The organism is Nannocystis exedens (assembly GCF_002343915.1).
Lineage (GTDB): Bacteria > Myxococcota_A > Polyangia > Nannocystales > Nannocystaceae > Nannocystis > Nannocystis exedens.
The window spans coordinates 6,910,210-6,929,150 of sequence record NZ_NETK01000001.1 but is presented as its reverse complement, the minus strand read 5'-3'; the positions used below and the strand labels follow the sequence as shown (position 1 = coordinate 6,929,150).

Genomic DNA, 18,941 nt, shown 5'->3' with positions numbered 1-18,941 from the left:
CGGCGGCGCTGCCCGATCGGACATGTTTTAAAAAACATGTCCCTTAAACCATCCCATGTCCTCGACCGGCGACGTGGGCGGCCACCCGACCCCCGTCGGCGCATGCGCGCGACCACACGCGACCGGAGCGCCGGCCCGCGCGCCGCCCGGAGTAAAGTGCCGGGATGAGCGCCCGTCCCGTCGCTTCCCGGCCGTGCGCACGGCGGTCCGCCGCGGCTCGCCCGCACCTGGGCCTCGAGGTCCGACCTCGCATGCTCGACGGGGGCATCGCCTCGCGCACCTCGCTGCCGGCGGCGATCGCCTCGCGCCCTCGCGCCCCCGCGACGGTCGGTCGCGCCCCCGCCCCGCGCTGCGCGTGGCTGCTCGCCGTCCTCGCGCTCGCCCCCGCCTGCTTCAGCGACGGCGGCTACCACCCGGCCGGCGCCACCGCGCTCACCACCGACGACGCCACCACCGACACCACGACCACCACGACCACCACGAGCACCACCGGCCTCGAGACGCCCGCGACCACGACCACGACCACCGGCGAGCCGGCGCCGGTGTGCGGCGACGGCGTCGTCGACCCCGACACCGAGGCCTGCGACGACGGCAACCGCGACGACGGCGACGCCTGCCTCGGCACCTGCGTCGCGGCGAGCTGCGGCGACGGCGTGGTCTGGCTCGGCGTCGAGGACTGCGACCAGGGCGCGGACAACCACCCGACCGCGCCCGACACCTGCCGCCCGACCTGCAAGCTGCCGGCCTGCGGCGACGGCGGCCTCTACGTCGGCCCGCTCGGCCCCGACGTCGCGCTCCCCGTCGGCGAGGAGGCGATCGACGGCGGAGACGACGCCCCGCGCATGATCGGCGCCGCGGCCGACGGCAGCTTCGTCGTCACCTGGCACGTCACCGGCCTGCTCGGGAAGGTCCAGACCCGGCGCGTCGACCCCGACGGTTTGCCGCTCGGCGGGGTCGTCGAAGTGGTCGAGCAACCGTTCCTGCAGATCCGCGACCCCGTGATCGCCGTCGCGCCGAACGGCGACTACGCGGTGGCCTGGCAGACCGAAGGCGACAGCGACCAGTTGACGGTCCGCGGCGTCGCCGCCGACCTGCCCGCCGCCGCCTTCGCGCTCACCGATCGCTCGGCCGCCTCTGCCGCGCTGGGCCTCGATCCGGGCGGCGCCCTGATCGCCGCCTACCGCGCCGGGGGCCTCAAGCAGACCCCGCAGATCTATCTCCGCCGCTTCCCGCTGTTCACCGACTCCGCGAGCCCGCCCGAGCAGGCGATCAGCGACCACCCGCTCGGCGCGGTCGGCTCGCCGACGATCGCGCTGCACGCCGACGGCGGCTTCCTGGTCGCGTGGAGCGACCCCGACGGCGCGATCGTCTACCGCCGCTTCACCCCCGACCTGGTCGCCGGCCGCCTCGTCACCACCGGCCTGGTCGTCGGCGGGGGCACCGGCGGCAACGCCCGCCCGTGGACTGGCGCCGCGCTCCAGCCGGACGGCGCCGCCGTGATCGCCGGCCGCGACGCCGACGGCCACCTCGTGCTGCAGCGCTTCGACGCCGCCGACTTCGCCCGCGGCAGCGTCCAGGTCGACGACGTCGACGCGCGCCACGTCCCCTTCGTCGACGTCGCCGCCGACGCGTGGGGCCACCTCGCCGTCGCCTGGTCGACCTGCGGCGCCCCCGGCGACGTCGCGCCGACCTGCGCCGACCTGCCCTCGGTCTCCTCGTTCCGCCGGTTCTACGCCGACCTGACCCCGCACGGCCCCGCCGCCGAGGTCACCACCCGCAACGGCATGCCCCGCCCGCTGTCCCTCGCCGTCGCCCCCACCGGCGCCGCCGCGGTGGCCCGGGTCGAGGGCGACAAGGTCCTTTTGAACATGTCCCCCGTGCAATGTCCTCCCTGACATTTCTGAAAGGGCATGTCCTCGAGGACAGCGTCATCACGAGCGAACGGCGACGACGCGCCCCGGCATGCAGGCCCGCTCGGCGAGCCCCGTCCCGCCGCTCGCGCGCTCCGGCGCGTGAACCCCGGCGTGCGGGAGCTGCCCGGCGAACGCCTTCCCTTCAGAGCATGTTCTCCTCGCCATCCGGCCCCGACCGAGCGCGGCCCAGGGCCGGCCGACCTCGCCGCTCGGGGCTTTTTGCCCCGCGTCCGCGCCCGTGCGAGCGGGGGCACACGCCGGCCCGCCCGCGGCGGGCGTGAGCCGGGGTAAGCTGGCGCCATGTCGACCCGGGCGATCGTAGCCGTGGTGTTCGCCTGCGCCGCCGCGGCCTGCTTCAGCGACGGCGGCCTGCACACCACCGGCGCCGCGACGACCTCCACCTCGACCTCCACCTCGACCTCGACCACCGGCAGCGCCACCGACGAGCCGACCGGCAGCGACCCGACCACCACCTCCTCGACCTCGACCACCGGCGACCCTGACCCCGTCTGCGGCGACGGCCGGCTCGACCCGGGCGAGCAGTGCGACGACGGCAACGACGACGACGCCGACGTCTGCCGCAACGACTGTCAGGCGGCCAGCTGCGGCGACGGCGTGGTCCAGCGCGGCGTCGAGGAGTGCGACGACGGCCCGGACAATCACCCGAGCGAGCCGACCGCCTGCCGGCCCGACTGTCACGAGCCCGCCTGCGGCGACGGGGCTTTGTACGTCGGTCCGCTCGGCGACCCGGTCCTCGCGACCGGTGACCCGAGCGCCCAGCAGAGCGACGATGTCCCGCGGGCGATCGGCGTCGACGCCCAGGGCACCTTCTCGGTCGCCTGGCGGATCAACGCCCTCCTCGATCGCCTCGACGTCCAGACCGTCGCCCCCGACGGCGCCCTCGTCGGCGACCCGCTCGACCTCGCCGACCCGCCCGTCCAGGCCCTCCGCGACCCCGTGATCGCCGTCGCGCCGGGCGGCGACCTCGCGCTCGCGTGGGAGGTCAACAGCAACAACGACGACATCATCGTCCGCGGCGTCGTCGCCGGCGTCGCCGAGCCCGGCTTCAACGCGATCGTCGGCAAGAACCCGATCCAGCAGTCCCCCGCGATCGCCCTCGACGACGCCGGCCGGCTCACGCTCGCCTACGTCAGCGGCGTGCTGCCCGACCTCTCGCAGGTCTTCGTGCGCCGGATCGACAACTTCGATCCTGACTCGCCGCCCGAGTTCGCGGTCAGCGACCACCTCGTCGGCGTCCCCGGTCCGCCGACGGTCGCGACCTGGCCCGACGGCGCCTTCGTGGTCGCCTGGGGCGATCCCACGGGCCCGATCGTCTACCGCCGCTTCACCGTCGACGGCGCGCCGGGGCCGACGATCACCAGCGACCTCGCGACCGGCGGGATCGCCGTCGCCGGCAGCGCCAACCCGTGGAGCGGCCTGACCGTGACCCCCGATCTGCGCGTCGTGCTCGGCGGCGTCGGCGAGGACGGCCGCGTCGCCCTGCAGACCTTCGACATCGCCGACGTCCCCGGGGCGATCGTCCCCGTCGCCGACGTCCCGCGGATGCACGCCCCGTTCGTCGACCTCGGCAGCGACGCGTGGGGCAACCTCGCCGTCGCCTGGGCCGAGTGCGGCGACGTCGACGTCCCGGTGCAGCCCGACTGCAGCGCGCTCGCCTCCGACCTGCGCCTGCGGTGGTTCCGCGCCGACCTCACCCCGCACACCGCGGTCACGGACGTGTACGCCACCGCGATGGGCGCTCCGCCGGCGATCGGCCTCGCCGTCGCGTCCTCGGGGCTCACCGGCGTCACCTACGTCACCGGCGAGGGCGTGGTCGTCCGCGTCGCCGGGCTGCAGTGTCCGGCCCCGTGATACCGTCGCGGCTCCACGCCTCTCGATGCACGCGGGCCGTCACGATCCCCTCGAGCACGTCATCCTGTGGACCCGGCGCGATCTCGCCGCTGCTCCAGCGGCGCGGCGAGATCTTGATGTAATTTTGACAATGTGAAGACCTGTCCCGAAGGACCTATCTTCACACCAGCAGATCGGGGTCGTCGGGGAACAGCCGCGCGGCGATGGCGGCGGCCCGCGACGACTCGCGCGGCAGCTCGAACACCATCACCTGGGCCTCGCTGACCGCGATCGACCATACCAGGCGCTCGTCCCCGCAATAGGTGCGGAGTAGCTCCTCGGGCGGGCGGCTGGCCAGCGCCTCGGCGAAGTTGGGGCCCATCGTCAGCGCCAGGCGGTCGACCAGGTAGGCCTGGACGCTGGTCCAGGTGCCCTTGTAGCCGCGCTCGGCCGCGTCGAGCAGGCGCGCGTCGGTGGTCCCGAGCGCCAGCGCCAGGCGCTCGCGGAAGCCCTCCGGGGCGTCGGCCGGCGGCGGCGTCACGACCTCGACGTCGATCGGCACCTCGAGGTCGCTGTCCGCTTGGGCCAGCCGGCGCAGCAGGATCGGCGACGAAGGGGTCCGGTCGCGTCGCGGGCGGGGTTTCAGTTCCATAGGTTCCATGGCCTCTTCCTCTCTCCGGTCCGCGGAGCGAGTGACCCGCGCGACTGCATGTCCATGCAATGATCCATTTCCACGTGCGAGCAATGGACAAACTGCTCGATCCCGCGACCCGGCGCGCGCACGCGCACGCGCGATCGCGCGCAAGCGGCCGCAATCGCCGTTTACCGCCGTCCCGAGGCCACGTGCGGCCTGCGCACGCGGACGCGCCGCTGTGACGGTCCGCGCCCCGGCCGCCGGCCGTCGACGACCGCGGAGCCCGGATCACACCCATCACATTCGGCGCGAATCAGCGGACCCTGTGCGACGTTCCACCGCTCCCTCTCGGCGCGTCACAGCCGGCGACGCGGACGATCCCGGCGCAGCCGCGGTCCGGAGGCCCGGCGAGCCAGCTCTTCCATGTAGTGGCGATCGTCGAGGTCCGGCACGCGCGTGCGGATCTGCGACAGCAGCTCCTCGACGTCGGGCTTGTCACAGCCGCGGTGGAGCTCGTCGACCAGGCTGAGCAGCAGCCGCTCGGAGCGTGCGCGGTCCGCTTCGATACGCCGGCGCAGCACGGTCCCCCGCACCACCAGGCCGATCACGACCGCCAGCGCGAGGCCCAGCACCCACGCGATGATCTGGCTGATCTGGATGCCCCTGTGCAGCATGTGGTCGAGGCGGGTCCACATCGACTCCTCGAGCTGGCCGAGGTCGCGCTTCACCTCGAGCTCGGCCAGCGCGTCGGCGGCGCCGAGCACCAATTGCTTGCTCGCCTCGCGCGAGACGATGCCGACCACCGGCACCAGCTCGTCGCGCACGGCGTCGCGCAGGGCCGGGGCCAGGTCCGCCCGCACCATCTTCTTCAGCCCGGGGCCCAGGTCCTCCTCCAGCACCTGCCGCAGCGCCGGCCCGAGGTCCTCCGTCAGCCCCTTGCCCGCCGACTGCGTCAGCGCCGTGACCGTCGTGCGCGTGAGGTCGTCGACCATCGCGCTGGCCTCGCGGCGCGTTCTCGGCGACAGCGCGGTATCGAGGGTCTGGCGGACCGTCGCCGCCAGCGCCGGGCTGATCTGCTCCTTCAGGCTCGTGCCCGCCGCCTTGGCGACCGCGTCGAGGTAGCGCGTGGTCATGTCGCGCAGCGCGGCCTGCCGCTGCTCGTCGGTGAGCCCGTCGAGCGCGCCCTCGACCAGCGACTCGGTCAGCTCGCGGCTCGCCTCCTGGATCTGCGGGTCCTGCAGCAGCTTCTGGATCCGCTGCTGCGCCTGTGGGTCCTCGAGGAAGCCGACGGTCTCGTCGAGCGCCGCCGGTACCGATTTGCGGACCACGCCCTCGGCGGTGAGACAGCCCGGAGCAGCGGACACGAGGAGAGCGATCAGGGAGACGCCGCGCAGGTCGATGGTTCGCATGTCAGAGCCATGTGTCGTGTCGTCGCAGCGGCCAATGCGTCCTTCGCAACAGGTGACGCGCGCCCAGGCTCGCGAGCGAAAGATCGCCGCAGATCCATCCTCCACGGCGCGATCGAACCACCGCTGCCGCGCGCGCGCGCCGTCTTCGCGATCGCGTTCACCGGCCTCGCGGCGGAGGACGCGCCGCAAGTTTCGCCGCCGAACGCCGTCGTCGCTTGACTCTGCTCGCACCTCGATCACGGTTCCCGTGGGAGCCGCGAGGCCCCGGAATGGAGGTCCACCGTGCTTTACTGGTCCATCGTCTTCTTCATCGTCGCCCTCGTCGCCGCCGTCTTCGGCTTCGGCGGCATCGCGGCCGAGAGCGCCTACATCGCCAAGATCCTGGCCTTCATCGGTCTCATCCTCGCCGTGGTCACCTTCGTGCTGCGGCGGTGAGCGACTTCCAGCCTGTCCTGCGGGACAGCTCGCTTCGTCCGTCCCACGAGGCTCGAGCTGTCCCGCAGGGCACCTCCTCGCGGGGCCGTGCTCACGGCTCCGCGCTCGTTTCTCCCGGCGGCGGGCCGCCGCAGCGGCACCAGCAGGCCGGCGGCACCGCGGAGAACTCCTCGTACGGGCACTTCGTCCACGGCCCGCTGCCGTCCACGGCCGCCGGCGCGGCGCAGCCGGTCGGCAGCTGCCGCCACAGGTAGCCGACGCCGTCCGACTCCTGGTAGTGCTGCAGCAGCAGCTCCGCCTCGAGGCAGGCGACCGGCCCGAAGTCGACGCAGGCCTCGTCGGCCGAGGTCGCCGGCGCGCACAGCCTGCGCGGCTCGCCGAGCACGCACTCGCCGGCCTCGACCGCCACGGTCACGACCTCGCCCCAGATGCACACGAGCCCGCCCGGCAGCTCGACCGCGGCGCAGGCCTCGGGCGTCTTGGCCAGCCAGCACAGGTCGGTCGCCGACAGCGGCGGCGGCGCGTCCGGTGCGGGCGCGGCGGTCGCTCCGACGCTCGAGCTCGCCGCGTCGCCGGGCCCGCCGGGCTCGGGCGCGCAGCCGATCAGCGCGAGCGCGACCAGCCCGGCGACGCGGATGCTACCGGGCCCCGAGGACATGTCCCGAAAGCCATCCCCTGCTCACGGCCCGACCGGGTAGCGGCTGGCGATCGCGATCCGGTTCCACAGGTTCATCTGGATCGCCAGCCACTCGACCGCGGCGATCTCCTCCGACGACAGCACCTCGGCGGCCTCGGCGTAGACGGTCTCGGGGATCTGGTCGTGGGCGACGAGGGTGACCGCCTCGGTCAGCTCGAGCGCCGCCCGCTCCTTGTCGGTGAAGTACTGCGTCTCGCGCCAGGCCGGCAGCACGCTGATGCGGTCGCTGGACTCGCCGGCGGCCAGCGCGTCGCGGCTGTGCATGCGCACGCAGTAGGCGCAGTGGTTGATCTGCGACGCGCGCAGGCGCAGCAGGTGGACGAAGCCGTCGGCCAGGCCGGCCGCCCGGGCGCGCTGCGTCACCTGCCCGTCGAGGGACACCACGGCGCGGTACAGCTCGGGGGCGATCTTGCCGAGGTTGACGCGGTGGTCCTGATTCATCGCCCGTCCCCCTGCTTGGCCTCGAGCTTGGCCCACGAGTCGCGCAGGCCGATCGTGCGGTTGACGACCAGGCGCTCGTCGGTGCTGTCGCGGTCGACGCAGAAGTAGGCCAGGCGCTCGAACTGAACGCGGGTGCCGGTGGGCGCGGCGGCCATGCTCGGCTCGACGCGGGCGTCGCGGACGACCTCGAGCGAATTCGGGTTGAGGTTGTCGAGGAACGTCTTGCCCTCGGGCGCCTCGTTCGGGTCCTCGGTCATGAACAGGCGGTCGTACAGGCGCGCCTCGACCGGCAGCGCGTGCGCGGCCGAGACCCAGTGGATCGTGCCCTTGACCTTGCGGCTCGCGTTCGGCTGGCCGGGGCGCGACGACGCGTCGAGCGTGCAGCGCAGCTCGAGGATCTCGCCCTGCGCGTCCTTCACCACCTCGTCGCAGCGGATGATGCCGACGTGGCGCAGCCGGACCTCGGCGCCCGGGCTCAGGCGGAACCAGCCCTTGACCGCCTGCTCCTTGAAGTCGTCGCGCTCGATCAGCAGCTCGCGGCCCAGCGGCACCGGCCGGGTCCCGCGCGCCGGGTCGTCGGCGAAGTACGGCGCGTCGATCCACTCGACCTCGCCCGCCGGCCAGTTCGTCAGCGTCACCTTGAGCGGGTGGAGCACGCCCATCACCCGCGGGCTGGTCGCGTTGAGGTGCTCGCGCAGCGCGTGCTCGAGCAGCGTCACGTCGATCATGCCGTTGCGCTTCGACACCCCGACGCGCTCGCACAGGTTGCGGATCGCCTCCGGCGTGTAGCCGCGGCGACGCAGCCCGGCCAGCGTCGGCATGCGCGGGTCGTCCCAGCCGGACACGATGCCCTCCTGCACCATCTGCTTGAGCTTGCGCTTGCCGAGCAGGGTGTAGCTGAGGTTCAGCTTGGCGAACTCGATCTGCTCCGGGTCGCCGGGCACCGTCAACTGGTCGAGGATCCAGTCGTACAGCGGGCGGTGGTCCTCGAACTCCAGCGTGCACAGCGAGTGGGTGATCCGCTCGAGCGCGTCGGAGATGCAGTGCGCGTAGTCGTACATCGGGTAGACGCACCACTGGTCGCCGGTGCGGTGGTGATGCACCTTCTTGATGCGGTAGATCGGCGGGTCGCGCATGTTGATGTTGCCGTGCTCGACGTCGATCTTGGCGCGCAGCACGTGCTCGCCCTCCTCGAACTCGCCGGCGCGCATGCGGCGGAACAGGTCGAGGTTCTCCTCGACGCTGCGCTCGCGGTACGGGCTCGCGGTGCCCTTCTTGTAGAAGTTGCCGCGGTAGGCCTTGATCTCCTCCGGCGTGAGGCTGTCGACGAACGCCTTGCCGGCGCGGATCAAGTCCTCGGCGAAGTCGTACAGCTGCTGGAAGTAGTCCGACGCGAAGTACTTGTGCTCGCCCCAGTCGAAGCCGAGCCAGCGGATGTCCTCCTGGATCGACTCGACGAACTCGACGTCTTCGGTGGCCGGGTTGGTGTCGTCGAAGCGGAGGTGGCAGCGGCCGCCGAACTCGGCGGCCATGCCGAAGTTGAGGCAGATCGACTTGGCGTGACCGATGTGGAGGTAGCCGTTGGGCTCGGGCGGGAAGCGGGTGCAAACCCGGCCGCCGCGCCGGCCGTCGGCGATGTCCTGGGCGATCCGCTCGCGGATGAAGTTCGAAGGTCCATCGTCGACGGGCGGCTGGCTCTCGCTGGTCATGGCGACGAGTTTCGTACTCCAGATGGGCCCGCAGGGTCAAACGGCGGCCCGCGGCGGCTTTGTGGCGGGAAATTTGCCCCTCCCGCGCGGCCCGTGTTTCCCTCGCCCCGTGAGCCTCGGATCTCCGCGCTGGACCGCCGTTCGCGCCTTCCTCGGCCGGCACGCCTACGTCGCCCTGGCGGCCGGCGCGCTGCTCGTGCTCACCCGCACCGTCGACTTCGCCCCGCCGCCGCTCGTCCGCGCCGACCCCTCGGCCCGCGGCGGCGCCGGCGAGCCGGTCGCGGTCCAGGAGTTCTCGCCCGAGCTGCGCAACCCCCGGGTCGTGCAGCTCCGCCTGGTCCTGCGCCGCTACGACGACCCCGCCCTGCCGGTCAAGGCCGACGACCACGCCCTCGACGACCGCGGCGACGTGCTCTCGTCCCCGCTCGTCACCGCCGTCGTCGGCACCGAGGCCGCGGTCGACCAGAAGATCGCGCTCGAGGGCGGCGACCTCCAGGTCCGCCTCGGCCTGCGCGCGACCCCGCGGCTGTCCCTCGGCGACGCCACGACGCTCGAGCACACGCTCGAGGTCCGCAGCGAGCGCACCGGCTGGCGCGGCCACCCGGAGATCCCGGTGTTCATCGCCGGCGGCACCCTCGGCGACCTCGACGGCCGCGGCCAGCGCTGGGTGTTCACCGTCGACGACCACCTGTTCAGCCTCGACCTCGAGGCCGTGCGCCCCGCCGGCCCGGTGTGATCCTCAGCCCGCCCGCGAGCCCGATGGGGCCGCGTGCGATCTTCGACCCCGCGCGCGCGCCGGCCGTCCCCGTGTGCTCTTCTGCCTCGCCCACGAGCGTGCGCCGGCCGTCCCCGTGTGCTCCACGGCCTCGCCCACGAGCCCGCCGCCGGCCTCATCGTCAGCCCGGACCACGAACCCGCGCCGCCGGCCTCGCGTGCTCTCCAGCCTCGCCCGGAAACCCGTTGCCGGCCTCGTGTGCTCCAGCCTCGCCCGGAAACCCGTTGCCGGCCTCGTGTGCTCCAGCCTCGTTCAGAAACCGCCGCCGGCCTCGTGGGCGCTTCAGCCTCGCCCGCGAGCGGGCCTGCCGGCCTCATCTTCAGCCTCGACCACGAGCCGCTGCCGGCCTCATCTCCACCCCGATCCCGAGCTCCGCGCTGCCGGCCTCGTGTGCTCGGCGAGACGGGCCCTGCGCCCGCCGCGAGGCCTCCGCCGCGAGGTGTCCGGAGCGACATGTTCTTTCAATTATGCTTTGAAAAGCATGTCCTGAAAAACATGCCCTTTCGGACCGCCGCGTCAACGCCGGTACGGGTCGTTCACGCGAGCCAGCAGGGTCGCCTCGAACGCTCGCAGCGCGATCATCGTCCGCCGCAGCTCGGCAAACACGTGCGCCAGGTCCGGGGCCTCCGGGTACAGCACCTCTTCCCACAGGTCGTCGCTGCGGTCGAACACCCCGGGGCGGAACAGCGCCGCGTAGAACGGCCCCGGCGACAGCCCGAGCCCGAGCAGGACCAGGCGCTCGCGCTCGTCGAGCCGGCGGAACAGCAGCAGCCACTCCCACAGCGCCCGGCGAGCCTCGCCGATCGCCCGGTCGTAGGCGTCGCAGCGGGCCCGCCGGCCCCACGGCGTCTCCGGGGCCAGCGGGTTGTCCCAGTACGACAGCGGGGTCGCCAGCGCGTGCCGGACCCATCGCGCCTGCCGGGCCAATTCGCCGAGCCCGCGGCTCAGGTGCGCGGTGCTGAGGCCGTCGCCTTCCTCGCTGAGGGCCGTCAGCTCGCGCAGCCGGGCGTCGCGCTCGCGCTCCCGCGACCACCAGCGCGCCGCTGCCGCGGCCGTGACCCCTGCGCCGACGGTGATCGCCCAGCTCACTGCCGTCAATGTGACCGATGCCGGGCGCCCGCTCAAGGCCGGCCGCGGGCGCACATTCGCTCACCACATGTCTCTTGAGACATGTACTCACATTGCCCCGCCGCTCGCCGGCGGTCGGCTGCCGTGATTTTCGCACGCCATTCGACGCGCCCGCACTCTCGATCCGCGGACGCGAGCGCCGGGGAGCGCGCGCCAGGCAGATCACGCGAGCCGCCCGTCCGCCTCCTGGACCGTCCCGCACCCCGCGCGGCTCCGGAAGAGTCGTCCTTGGCGCGAGCCCGCGGCCGGATTGCGCATGCGCGGGCTGTCGACCCACGACCTCAGGACCCCTGGCTCCTGGAGGAGACCTCACCGCACCGCGGACGTCGCGAGGGAGTCATCCTGCGCGGCACCGACGACGCGGGGAACACTGCTGGGTGAAGTCCGGAGGTCGCGAGCACCGCTCCAGGATCCCGAGACCCTCCCGCACCCGACTTCGTCACGCTCGAGCCGGCGTGGATCCATGCTCGGCTCCGACCCCCTCGCGCGAGGGGTCGAAGCCCACGAGCACGAGAGCAGGAGAACCCCCATCGTCCGTCCTGCCGCGACGTCACCTCCGCGAGCCCAGGCTCCGCTCGCAGCGCCTCCCGCTTCCGTCTCCCCCGCCATCGGCCCACGCGAGCTGCACGCAAGCTCCAGCATCCCTCGCCTCCCGGCGTCTTCCGCTTCGATGGCGAGGCCGTCTCCCTCTGACGATCGGCCCACGCGAGCTCCAGCCTCACTCGCCCCCGGCGCTCCGATCGCTCGACGCGAGCCCCGGCTCCGCGAGCCCGCCGGATCAGGGTCTTCCGCTTCGATGTCGCCGGACCGTCTCCCTCGGCGCTCGCGCGACGCGAGCTCCGCGAGCCTGCTCCCTTGCACCGGTTCCAGCTCGCGGCTCTGCCTCTGCCGAGCTCCGGCTCGCATGCTCCACGAGTCGAGCGCCACCTCGGCTCCTTGCTGATGCAGCGATCGGACTCGCCTCGAACCGATCGGGGACCGCCGCGGACGGACGACCGCGGACAGCAGACTCGTGTTGGCTCCACTCACCCCAGGGACAAACGCGAGGCGGGGCTGGTACCGTGCGATATCTGGATGACTGCGAGCTCCGAAGTCCGTCCCTTCCTCGATCTCCACGGATCCGACTTCTCGCGTGACCCGCACGCGGTGCTCCGGGCCGCGCGCGAGCAGAGCTGGTGCGCGGACACGGCGCTGGGCCCGGCGATCCTGCGCTACCGCGAGGTTCAGGCCACGCTGGCCCAGCGGACGCTGCGGACCCCCGGACCTGACTTTTTGGCCATGCAGGGGATCCACGACGGCCCGCTGGTCGAGATCATGTCCGGCTTCCTGCTCAACACCGAGGGCCCCGCGCACGATCGGCTGCGCCGGCTGATCAGCCGCTCGTTCACCGTCCGCCGCGTCGAGGCCGTGCGCCCGCGGATCGTCGCCATCGCCGAGGAGCTCACCGACGCACTGGTCGTCAAGGACCGCTGCGACCTCGTGGCCGAGTTCGCCGACCCGTTCGCGCGCCGCGTGCTGTGTGCATTCGTCGGCATCCCCGCCGACGCCCAGGCTCGCGTGCGCCGCTGGACCGCCGACCTCGGCCTGCTGTTCGGCCTCAGCGTCGCCGCCCACCGCGCCCAGATCGAGGCGTCGATGCTCGAGCTGCGCGCCTTCATCGACGATTTGATCGCGCTTCGCCGGCGCGACCCGCTCGACGACCTGCTCAGCGAGTTGGTGGCCGCCGAAACCAACGGCGACGCGCTCACGGACCTCGAGCTGCGGGCGATGATCGTCACCTTCATGTCGGCCGGCAGCGACACCGTGCTGAACCAGCTCGGGCACGCGTTCGCCGCCTTCCTCGCCCACCCGGAGCAGTGGCGCCTGCTCGCCGCGGACCCCTCCCTCGCGGCGGCCGCCGCCGAGGAGGTCGTGCGCTACTCGCCCGCCTCGCTGCTCGGGGTGCCGCGGATCGCCACCGCCGACGTCGAGGTCGCCGGCCACGTGTTCCCGCGCGGCAGCTTCCTCCTCCCGATCACCGGCTCCGCCAACCGCGACGCGCAGGTGTTCGCCGACCCCGACCGCTTCGACATCACCCGCAAGCGCGACGTCCACCTCACCTTCGGCGGCGGGATCCACTATTGCCTCGGCGCCGCGCTGGCGCGCGTGCAGCTGCAGATCACCCTGCCGATGCTCGCCGCCCGCCTCGGCGAGCTCCACCCCGACGGCCCGATCCCCTGGCTCCCGCCCACCGAGGCCGTCTACGGCCCGCTGAGCGTGCCGGTGGGCTACCGCGCCCGCGCCTGACCCCGCTCGCGCCGGTGGCGGCGAGCGCTCGGATGCAGGAGCCGCGACGCGAGCGGCGAGGCGAACTCGAAGAGGGCCGCCGGCACGGCTGTCGACCTACGACCCGGTCGCCCACCCGCACGGCAGCCCGCTGGACGCCTCGCGGAACGAACTCGGCCTCCGGGTCGGGAGGGTCGCGCGCCGACCCGCTCGCTGCCGCGATCGTCGAGCTCGAAGCCTGCGCGCCCGCCCGCCTGCCTGTACGATCATTGGAACTTTCGGACATATGCGCATACTCGCAGCGGACCGGCGCGTCCAGCGGACCGCGAGCATTCGGGGCCGCCGCGGCGGCGACCGGCGCGAGCCCGGTTTCGCCCGCGACGGGCCGCCGCCGCGGCGATTCGGGCGATAGGGCGGCTCACGCTCGAGCCCGCTGTATTGGTGCCAGTCGTGGCTCCGGGTCATAAGCCATCCGACCATTTTTTGGCGCGCCTCGGTCGCGACCGACCGGCGCGGCCCCCAGGTTCAAGGAGAATTCCCCATGCTCGCACGTTCAAGTCTGACCTTGCTGCTCTGCTGCACCTCGACCCTCGCGGCGGCGAAGGAGCCCGCGCAGGTCGCGGCTGCGCAGGCTCCCGTCGCGCGCCCGCTGGCGGCGCGCAACGTGGAGCCCGCGAACCAGCCGGGCCTGATCTCGCCCGGCAAGGAGCCGGACATCGTCCCGCCCGACTACAAGCGGGACTGGCGGACCGAGCAGCGCTTCCTGCAGGTCGGCACCGGCGTCTCGTGGGCGCTCGCCGGCCTCGGCACGATCGGCCTCATCGTTCCGCTCGCCATGCTCGGTCGCTGCAACAACGCGCAGGACGCCGGGGCGATGATCGACTGCAGCCAGGAGCGCCGCACCGCCGGCATCATGGCCCCGATCCTCGGCGTCCTCACGGCCGCCGCGATCGTCCCCGCCGTGATGTTCACCCGCCGCCTCGTCAAGCACGACGACAGGCGACCCGACAAGCGGCGCGCCGCCGTGGGCGTCGGCGCCGGCGGGCTGCAGCTGCAATTCTAGCAGGGCGCGCGAGGGTCCCGGCCGGCCGGGGCCGACATGTCCCTTCGGACAGGAGCCAAGCAACTGGGCGGCCGCGCGGCGCTCCGTCGCGGCTCCGCCACCCGCCACTCTGTCGCGCGGCTCCGCCACCCGCCACGGGCGGCTGGCCCGCTCGGCGACGGCGCGCCGCTCGCATGTCGGCGGGCCGCGGTTTATCCTCGCGGCCATGCCCGCTCGCCTGCGCGCCGCCGGTCCCGCCGACGCGGCCGACATCCACCGCCTGATCGTCGACCTCGCCACCTACGAGCGCGAACCGGACGCCGTGGAGGTGACCGTCGCCGAGCTGCGCGACCAGCTCGCCAGCGAGCGCCCGCCCTTCGAGTGCCTCCTCGCCGAGGACGACGGCGTTGTGGTCGGCTTCGCCCTCTACTTCCACAACTACTCGACCTGGCGCGGCCGGCCCGGCCTCTACCTCGAGGACCTGTTCGTCGACCCGGCGCGGCGCGGCCGCGGGATCGGCAAGCAGTTGCTCGTGCGCCTGGCCCAGATCGCCGTCGAGCGCGGCTGCGCCCGCATGGACTGGGCCGTGCTCGACTGGAACGCCCCCGCGATCGGCTTCTACGAGTCGCTCGGCGCCCGGGCCGTGGCGGACTGGACCATCTTCCGCCTCACCGGACCTGCGCTTTCAAACCTGGCCCAAGCGACATGACCCTCGGACTCGCTCGCCTGGACATCGACGCGCTCCTGGTCGCCCTGCTGGCGCTGGCCGCCGCGGCGGTCGTGGGAGTCGTCTGGCTGGTGGTCGCCGCGGTCCGGGCCGGCGTCGCGCGGGCCCGCCTGCGCGCCGCCATGCGCGAGACCGACGATCGCTGAGCGCTCGACTCCCGTCATTGCCGACTGCGACGATTCGCAATCGCATCAGGAACCCGGCGTGAGCGGGACCTGCTCGCCGCTGATCACAGCTGCGAGAGCATGCCGACGCGGGCGACCAGCGACTTGCTGCCCATCACGACCAGGCGACCGGTGGTGGCCAGCGCGTCGGCCATGTCCGGATCGCCGGTGACCAGGCTCTTGAAGTCGGCGCTGTCGATCGCCAGCTCGCACTGGGCGCCGGGCCAGTAGCCCTGCCACACGCCGGTTTTGGTGCGAGTGACCTCGACCCACCATTCGCCGCCGCCGGGGCCGGAGATCCGGAATTGATAGGTCCCGCCGATCTCGGCCGCGCCTGTCGGATTACGGCGGAGCGCCGCTGGCAGGTCCTCGTTGAAAAAGCGCTGGACGTTCATCCGCGGGTGCCGACGGTCACCCTGACACGCTGTTCCGCTGGAGTCAACGTTCCGGCGGCTCCCGCCGGTATCGCAGGAGCGCCGCTCGTGAAGGGCCCTATTGATCGCGGATGCCGCCGCCGAGTACGTCAGCGCACGGCCGTAGAACCAATGGTAGTACCCGGGCACACTGCGCCCTATGGCGCGCCATCGCGCGGAATGCGATGTCGCGACATCCGGCTGCTGCGCTGACGACAATGACGCGTCGCCTGGAGCGGCGCGCAGCGCGTGTCGCTCCAGGCGGCCGCGAGAGCGGGGCGCGCGGCTCGGGAGGCCTGCTCCGCCCGCCGTCAGTAGCGCGCCTTCGACAGCTGCACGAGCGTCTCGCGCAGCGTCTCGCGGGTGTGGCGCTCGCGCTTGATCCCGCCGTCGTGGCCGCCGAGCAGGATCTCGAGCGCGCGGCGGGCGACCTGCTCTTCTTGCGGGGCGAGCGGGTTGTCGGCGCGGCGGTCGTCGGCGAGGAGCTCGAGCATGCGCTGGATCCCCCGGGCCACCACGCCCTTCTGTTGCCGGTAGTAGTCGTCACGCAGGCGGTAGAAGTAGTCGGCGAAGATCTCGGCGTAGGCCGGCTCCTCGTCGGGGTGGCTCAGCGCCCAGGCGCCGATCCGCGACAGCAGGTCGGTGCGGAAGTGCGGCCCGGCCTTCGGGTCCATCGTCTTCTCGAGGCCCTGCATGAACTTCTCGTCGGGGTCGCGCAGGTTGCCGGTGACCGGGTCGAACATCTTCTCGCGCTTGACCGCGTGCTTGACGTGGACCACGTACTTCTTGAAGACCTCGAGGTAGCGGGCCTCGTCGACCAGGCCCATCGCCTCGCGGACCTCCCAGTCGGACGCGCTGAGCCAGTAGTTCCAGGCCGCCGCGGTGATGCTGCCCTCGCCGTCGAGCAGGTGGAACCCGCTCGCCGCCTTCGGCAGCAGCATCCAGCGGTGGTTGAGCGCGTCGCCCATGAACTTGCGCAGCTCCTTGAACAGCCGCGGCACGGTGACGCAGGTGGTGCCCGGCTCGCTGGCGGCCGCCAGCAGCACGCGCTTGAGGTCGCGGACCGAGGCGCCGAAGCTGCCCTCGTAGTCGCCGAGCAGGTGCTCGGCCCCCTCGGCGCGCACGACCGCCTGGGGGAACCGCTCCTGATGCATCTGCGGGACCGCCAGCAGCAGCTCGCGCGCCTCGTCGCTGGTCAGGCCGGCGGGCACGCGGCCGTACGCGTAGAGGTCGGCCTTGTCGAGCGGCCCGAGGCGCGACAGCACCGCCTGCAGCTTGGGCGAGTACTCGGCCGGGTTGGGCGGGCGCAGGCGCGTCATCACGCCCCACAGCGCCAGGATCCGCGGCACGTGCGGGGCGATGTGGATCCCCCGCAGCACGTCGCCGACCTGCTCCTGGTAGACCTTGCGCTCGACCCGGTAGTCGAGCAGGTACGGCACCGGGATCAGCTCGAGGCGCCCGCGCAGGCTCTGGTACTCGCCCGAGCGCAGCGCGCGGAACTCGAGCAGGTTGAGGTCGTTGGCCGAGCCGCTGAACACCACGTCGAGCGCCAGCACCACGTGCTCGAGCGCGACCTGCCCCGACTCGGTGGCCGTCAGCAAGTACTTGTAGTGCTCGTACGGCCGCTTCAGCAGATCGCTGAAGTTGATCAGCCCGCGGTTGGCGTCGACCAGGTCGCCCTGACAGGCGAACAGCACCTGCCCGCCGACCGCCGGCGGCAGGCTGGCGTAGGCGCGGTCGCCGGTGACCGGGAAGCTGCGCGCGTCGGCGGTCTGCTTCGGCTCGACGGTGACGAGCCCGCTGCGGTACTGCCGGCTGAGGAACAGCCGCTCGACCTGCACGTGCTGGTACACCTTGCGCAGGTCGCCCTGGTAGATGTTGAGCAGGGCGTCGAAGATCCGCCGGTTGCGCTGCGACAGGTCGCCGCGCAGCGCCGCCTCGCTGATCACGAAGTGCTCGAGCTTGCCGTCCTGCGGGTCACGGGCCTGGGCCGCCCGCAGCTGCGACTCCAGCAGCGCCGCCCGCTCCGACATCGGGATCAGGTAGAGCGGCGGGTCCTTGTTCTCGTCGCTCAGCTTGGCGTCGATCGCCTCGGCGCCGAGCTTGGCGAACGTCGCCTCGCCGATCGCCGCGCTCCACGGCCCGCTGCCGAACCCGATGCCCCCGCTCTTCGAGGTCTTGCTGGGGAACACCCACGAGAAGCGATAGAGCGCCCCGCCGTCGGTCTCGGAGTAGGCCTCGAGCGCGCGCATCACCGCGTCGAGGAAGGTCGTCTTGGCCGAGCCGTTGGGCCCGTGCAAGAGCAGCAGCTTGTTGACGCGGCCGATCCGGACGAAGCTGTCGAGCGCCTCGTAGAACGCGTTCTGGGCCGGCTCCTGGCCGACCAGGCGGCCCGAGCCGCCGTCGAACTCGCAGTCGAACAGCTTGAAGCGCGAGACCTTGCCGCTGGGGATCCGGACATCCCTTCGGCCGTAGAAGTCGAAGCAGTCGCGCAGGTACTGCGCCGCGTTGCGCGCGTGGACGTGCGGCTGATCGCACAGCAGCTCGAACCACTCCTCGAAGCTGAGCACCCGGCGGGTGCTCTCGAACTCCTGGGCGACCGCGGCCGCCAGCGCCTCGATCCTCGTCTTGGCGCTCACTGGCTCGTCCATCGCTGCCTCCGTTCGCGTCACTTCGCGGTGACGAGAAGTCCCATGGTAATCGAGCTCGCCGCGCTCGGCAAAAAGGCCGGGCGCCCGGGGCGCGAGCCCGACCCCCCCGAACAGCGTCCGCGGGGCCGCGCTACTTCACGGCGACCTTGAAGTCGACCTTCTGGGTGACCGGCGAGCAGGCCTCGTCCTGGCACACGGCGAACTTGAACTCGCCCGTGAAGGCCTTGTCTCCGGCCGAAGTGGGCGTGAACTTCACGGCGAATTCCGCGCTCTTCTCGTCGAGCTTGGCGGCGTCGGCCTTGGCCAGCTCGGCCTTCGGCAGGGTGACGCCCTCGGGCGCCGACAGCGCGAGCTTGGTCGGGAAGTCGAGGTTGATGTGCCAGGGGCCCTGCGGCACGGCCGCGACGGTGACGACGCCCTCGCGGCCGACGGCGGCGTCCGCGGGCGGCGTGATGCGGAGGGCGAAGCGGTCGTCGCCGGGGCCGTCGACGAGCTTGATCTTGTCGCCGGCCGGGGCGGCGTCGGCGGTCTTGGCCGGTTCGGCCGGCTTCGCGGCCTCGGCGACCGGCTTGGCCTCGGGGCTCTTGGCATCGGGGGTCGCGGGCTTCTTCGGGTCGCCTCCGCAGGCGACAGCGAGACCGAGCACCAGCAGCGCGTAACGCGGCGAACGAATGGTCATGGCGCGCG

The 18,941-nt window shown here is 72.6% G+C and carries 17 protein-coding genes; 8 read left to right on the top strand and 9 right to left on the bottom strand.

Going from position 1 to position 18,941, the window contains the following annotated elements; all coding sequences use genetic code 11:
* The first annotated feature begins 251 nt into the window (after positions 1–251).
* Entirely contained in the window at positions 252–1,895 is a 1,644-nt protein-coding gene (locus NAEX_RS52265; RefSeq protein WP_096330407.1) for a hypothetical protein, read from the top strand.
* 318 nt (positions 1,896–2,213) lie between these two features.
* Positions 2,214–3,785, top strand: coding sequence for a DUF4215 domain-containing protein (locus tag NAEX_RS52260; RefSeq protein WP_211302484.1), 1,572 nt, complete (start codon positions 2,214–2,216; stop codon positions 3,783–3,785).
* A 160-nt stretch (positions 3,786–3,945) separates the two neighbouring features.
* Here NAEX_RS52260 and NAEX_RS27245 read toward each other — a convergent pair whose 3' ends face one another.
* Both NAEX_RS27245 and NAEX_RS27240 read right to left on the bottom strand, forming a co-directional pair.
* Positions 3,946–4,416: a hypothetical protein gene (locus tag NAEX_RS27245; RefSeq protein ID WP_096330405.1), complete on the bottom strand. Its 471-nt coding sequence runs from the start codon at positions 4,414–4,416 to the stop codon at positions 3,946–3,948.
* A gap of 338 nt (positions 4,417–4,754) precedes the next feature.
* The gene (locus NAEX_RS27240; RefSeq protein ID WP_096330404.1) at positions 4,755–5,807 is read right to left on the bottom strand and encodes a hypothetical protein; all 1,053 of its coding nucleotides are present in this window, start codon (positions 5,805–5,807) and stop codon (positions 4,755–4,757) included.
* A gap of 282 nt (positions 5,808–6,089) precedes the next feature.
* Here NAEX_RS27240 and NAEX_RS27235 point away from each other — a divergent pair, with 282 nt between their 5' ends.
* Positions 6,090–6,242 carry a DUF1328 domain-containing protein gene (locus NAEX_RS27235; protein WP_096330403.1) on the top strand — a complete coding sequence of 51 codons (153 nt, stop codon included), beginning with the start codon at positions 6,090–6,092 and terminating at the stop codon, positions 6,240–6,242.
* Between the two features lie 91 nt (positions 6,243–6,333).
* On the opposite strand, the gene NAEX_RS27230 is transcribed toward NAEX_RS27235, so the two are convergent.
* From NAEX_RS27230 to NAEX_RS27220, 3 genes are read right to left on the bottom strand one after another with little or no spacing between them, the layout of a single operon-like run.
* The gene (locus NAEX_RS27230; RefSeq protein WP_096330402.1) at positions 6,334–6,900 is read right to left on the bottom strand and encodes a hypothetical protein; all 567 of its coding nucleotides are present in this window, start codon (positions 6,898–6,900) and stop codon (positions 6,334–6,336) included.
* A gap of 21 nt (positions 6,901–6,921) precedes the next feature.
* Positions 6,922–7,380, bottom strand: a complete 459-nt coding sequence (locus tag NAEX_RS27225; protein WP_096330401.1) for a carboxymuconolactone decarboxylase family protein — start codon at positions 7,378–7,380, stop codon at positions 6,922–6,924.
* Positions 7,377–9,089 (bottom strand): glutamine--tRNA ligase/YqeY domain fusion protein, encoded by a 1,713-nt coding sequence (locus tag NAEX_RS27220; RefSeq protein ID WP_096330400.1) that lies wholly within the window; start codon positions 9,087–9,089, stop codon positions 7,377–7,379. The genes NAEX_RS27225 and NAEX_RS27220 overlap by 4 nt, the downstream gene beginning before the upstream one ends.
* 109 nt (positions 9,090–9,198) lie before the next feature.
* On the opposite strand from NAEX_RS27220, the gene NAEX_RS27215 reads away from it, so the two are divergent.
* Positions 9,199–9,825, top strand: a complete 627-nt coding sequence (locus tag NAEX_RS27215; protein WP_096330399.1) for a hypothetical protein — start codon at positions 9,199–9,201, stop codon at positions 9,823–9,825.
* Between the two features lie 555 nt (positions 9,826–10,380).
* Here NAEX_RS27215 and NAEX_RS27210 read toward each other — a convergent pair.
* Positions 10,381–10,953, bottom strand: coding sequence for a hypothetical protein (locus NAEX_RS27210; protein WP_096330398.1), 573 nt, complete (start codon positions 10,951–10,953; stop codon positions 10,381–10,383).
* Positions 10,954–12,066: 1,113 nt separating this feature from the next.
* Here NAEX_RS27210 and NAEX_RS27205 point away from each other — a divergent pair.
* From NAEX_RS27205 to NAEX_RS50775, 4 genes are all read left to right on the top strand, one after another.
* On the top strand, positions 12,067–13,278 hold the full coding sequence (locus NAEX_RS27205) for a cytochrome P450 (protein WP_170136042.1): 1,212 nt from the start codon (positions 12,067–12,069) through the stop codon (positions 13,276–13,278).
* A gap of 520 nt (positions 13,279–13,798) precedes the next feature.
* Positions 13,799–14,320 carry a hypothetical protein gene (locus NAEX_RS27200; protein WP_143140329.1) on the top strand — a complete coding sequence of 174 codons (522 nt, stop codon included), beginning with the start codon at positions 13,799–13,801 and terminating at the stop codon, positions 14,318–14,320.
* Positions 14,321–14,525: 205 nt separating this feature from the next.
* Positions 14,526–15,008: a GNAT family N-acetyltransferase gene (locus NAEX_RS27195; RefSeq protein ID WP_096330395.1), complete on the top strand. Its 483-nt coding sequence runs from the start codon at positions 14,526–14,528 to the stop codon at positions 15,006–15,008.
* Positions 15,005–15,172, top strand: a complete 168-nt coding sequence (locus tag NAEX_RS50775) for a hypothetical protein (RefSeq protein ID WP_170136041.1) — start codon at positions 15,005–15,007, stop codon at positions 15,170–15,172. Before NAEX_RS27195 ends, NAEX_RS50775 begins: the two co-directional genes overlap by 4 nt.
* A gap of 83 nt (positions 15,173–15,255) precedes the next feature.
* On the opposite strand, the gene NAEX_RS27190 is transcribed toward NAEX_RS50775, so the two are convergent.
* The 3 genes from NAEX_RS27190 to NAEX_RS27180 all read right to left on the bottom strand — a co-directional run bounded on the left by NAEX_RS27190 (position 15,256) and on the right by NAEX_RS27180 (position 18,933).
* Entirely contained in the window at positions 15,256–15,585 is a 330-nt protein-coding gene (locus NAEX_RS27190) for an SCP2 sterol-binding domain-containing protein (protein WP_096330394.1), read from the bottom strand.
* A gap of 329 nt (positions 15,586–15,914) precedes the next feature.
* A complete protein-coding gene (locus NAEX_RS27185; protein ID WP_096330393.1) occupies positions 15,915–18,254 on the bottom strand; it encodes a serine protein kinase in 2,340 nt (779 codons plus the stop codon).
* Between the two features lie 130 nt (positions 18,255–18,384).
* Positions 18,385–18,933: a hypothetical protein gene (locus NAEX_RS27180; protein WP_096330392.1), complete on the bottom strand. Its 549-nt coding sequence runs from the start codon at positions 18,931–18,933 to the stop codon at positions 18,385–18,387.
* Between the last annotated feature and the right edge of the window lie 8 nt (positions 18,934–18,941).

Excerpts from the sequence above, each read along its gene's own strand:
- NAEX_RS52265 (WP_096330407.1), top strand. The coding sequence starts at position 252 with ATGCTCGACGGGGGCATCGCCTCGCGCACCTCGCTGCCGGCGGCGATC.
- NAEX_RS52260 (WP_211302484.1), top strand. The coding sequence starts at position 2,214 with ATGTCGACCCGGGCGATCGTAGCCGTGGTGTTCGCCTGCGCCGCCGCG.
- NAEX_RS27245 (WP_096330405.1), bottom strand. The coding sequence starts at position 4,416 with ATGGAACTGAAACCCCGCCCGCGACGCGACCGGACCCCTTCGTCGCCG.
- NAEX_RS27240 (WP_096330404.1), bottom strand. The coding sequence starts at position 5,807 with ATGCGAACCATCGACCTGCGCGGCGTCTCCCTGATCGCTCTCCTCGTG.
- NAEX_RS27230 (WP_096330402.1), bottom strand. The coding sequence starts at position 6,900 with ATGTCCTCGGGGCCCGGTAGCATCCGCGTCGCCGGGCTGGTCGCGCTC.
- NAEX_RS27225 (WP_096330401.1), bottom strand. The coding sequence starts at position 7,380 with ATGAATCAGGACCACCGCGTCAACCTCGGCAAGATCGCCCCCGAGCTG.
- NAEX_RS27220 (WP_096330400.1), bottom strand. The coding sequence starts at position 9,089 with ATGACCAGCGAGAGCCAGCCGCCCGTCGACGATGGACCTTCGAACTTC.
- NAEX_RS27205 (WP_170136042.1), top strand. The coding sequence starts at position 12,067 with ATGACTGCGAGCTCCGAAGTCCGTCCCTTCCTCGATCTCCACGGATCC.
- NAEX_RS27200 (WP_143140329.1), top strand. The coding sequence starts at position 13,799 with ATGCTCGCACGTTCAAGTCTGACCTTGCTGCTCTGCTGCACCTCGACC.
- NAEX_RS27195 (WP_096330395.1), top strand. The coding sequence starts at position 14,526 with ATGCCCGCTCGCCTGCGCGCCGCCGGTCCCGCCGACGCGGCCGACATC.
- NAEX_RS50775 (WP_170136041.1), top strand. The coding sequence starts at position 15,005 with ATGACCCTCGGACTCGCTCGCCTGGACATCGACGCGCTCCTGGTCGCC.
- NAEX_RS27190 (WP_096330394.1), bottom strand. The coding sequence starts at position 15,585 with ATGAACGTCCAGCGCTTTTTCAACGAGGACCTGCCAGCGGCGCTCCGC.
- NAEX_RS27185 (WP_096330393.1), bottom strand. The coding sequence starts at position 18,254 with ATGGACGAGCCAGTGAGCGCCAAGACGAGGATCGAGGCGCTGGCGGCC.
- NAEX_RS27180 (WP_096330392.1), bottom strand. The coding sequence starts at position 18,933 with ATGACCATTCGTTCGCCGCGTTACGCGCTGCTGGTGCTCGGTCTCGCT.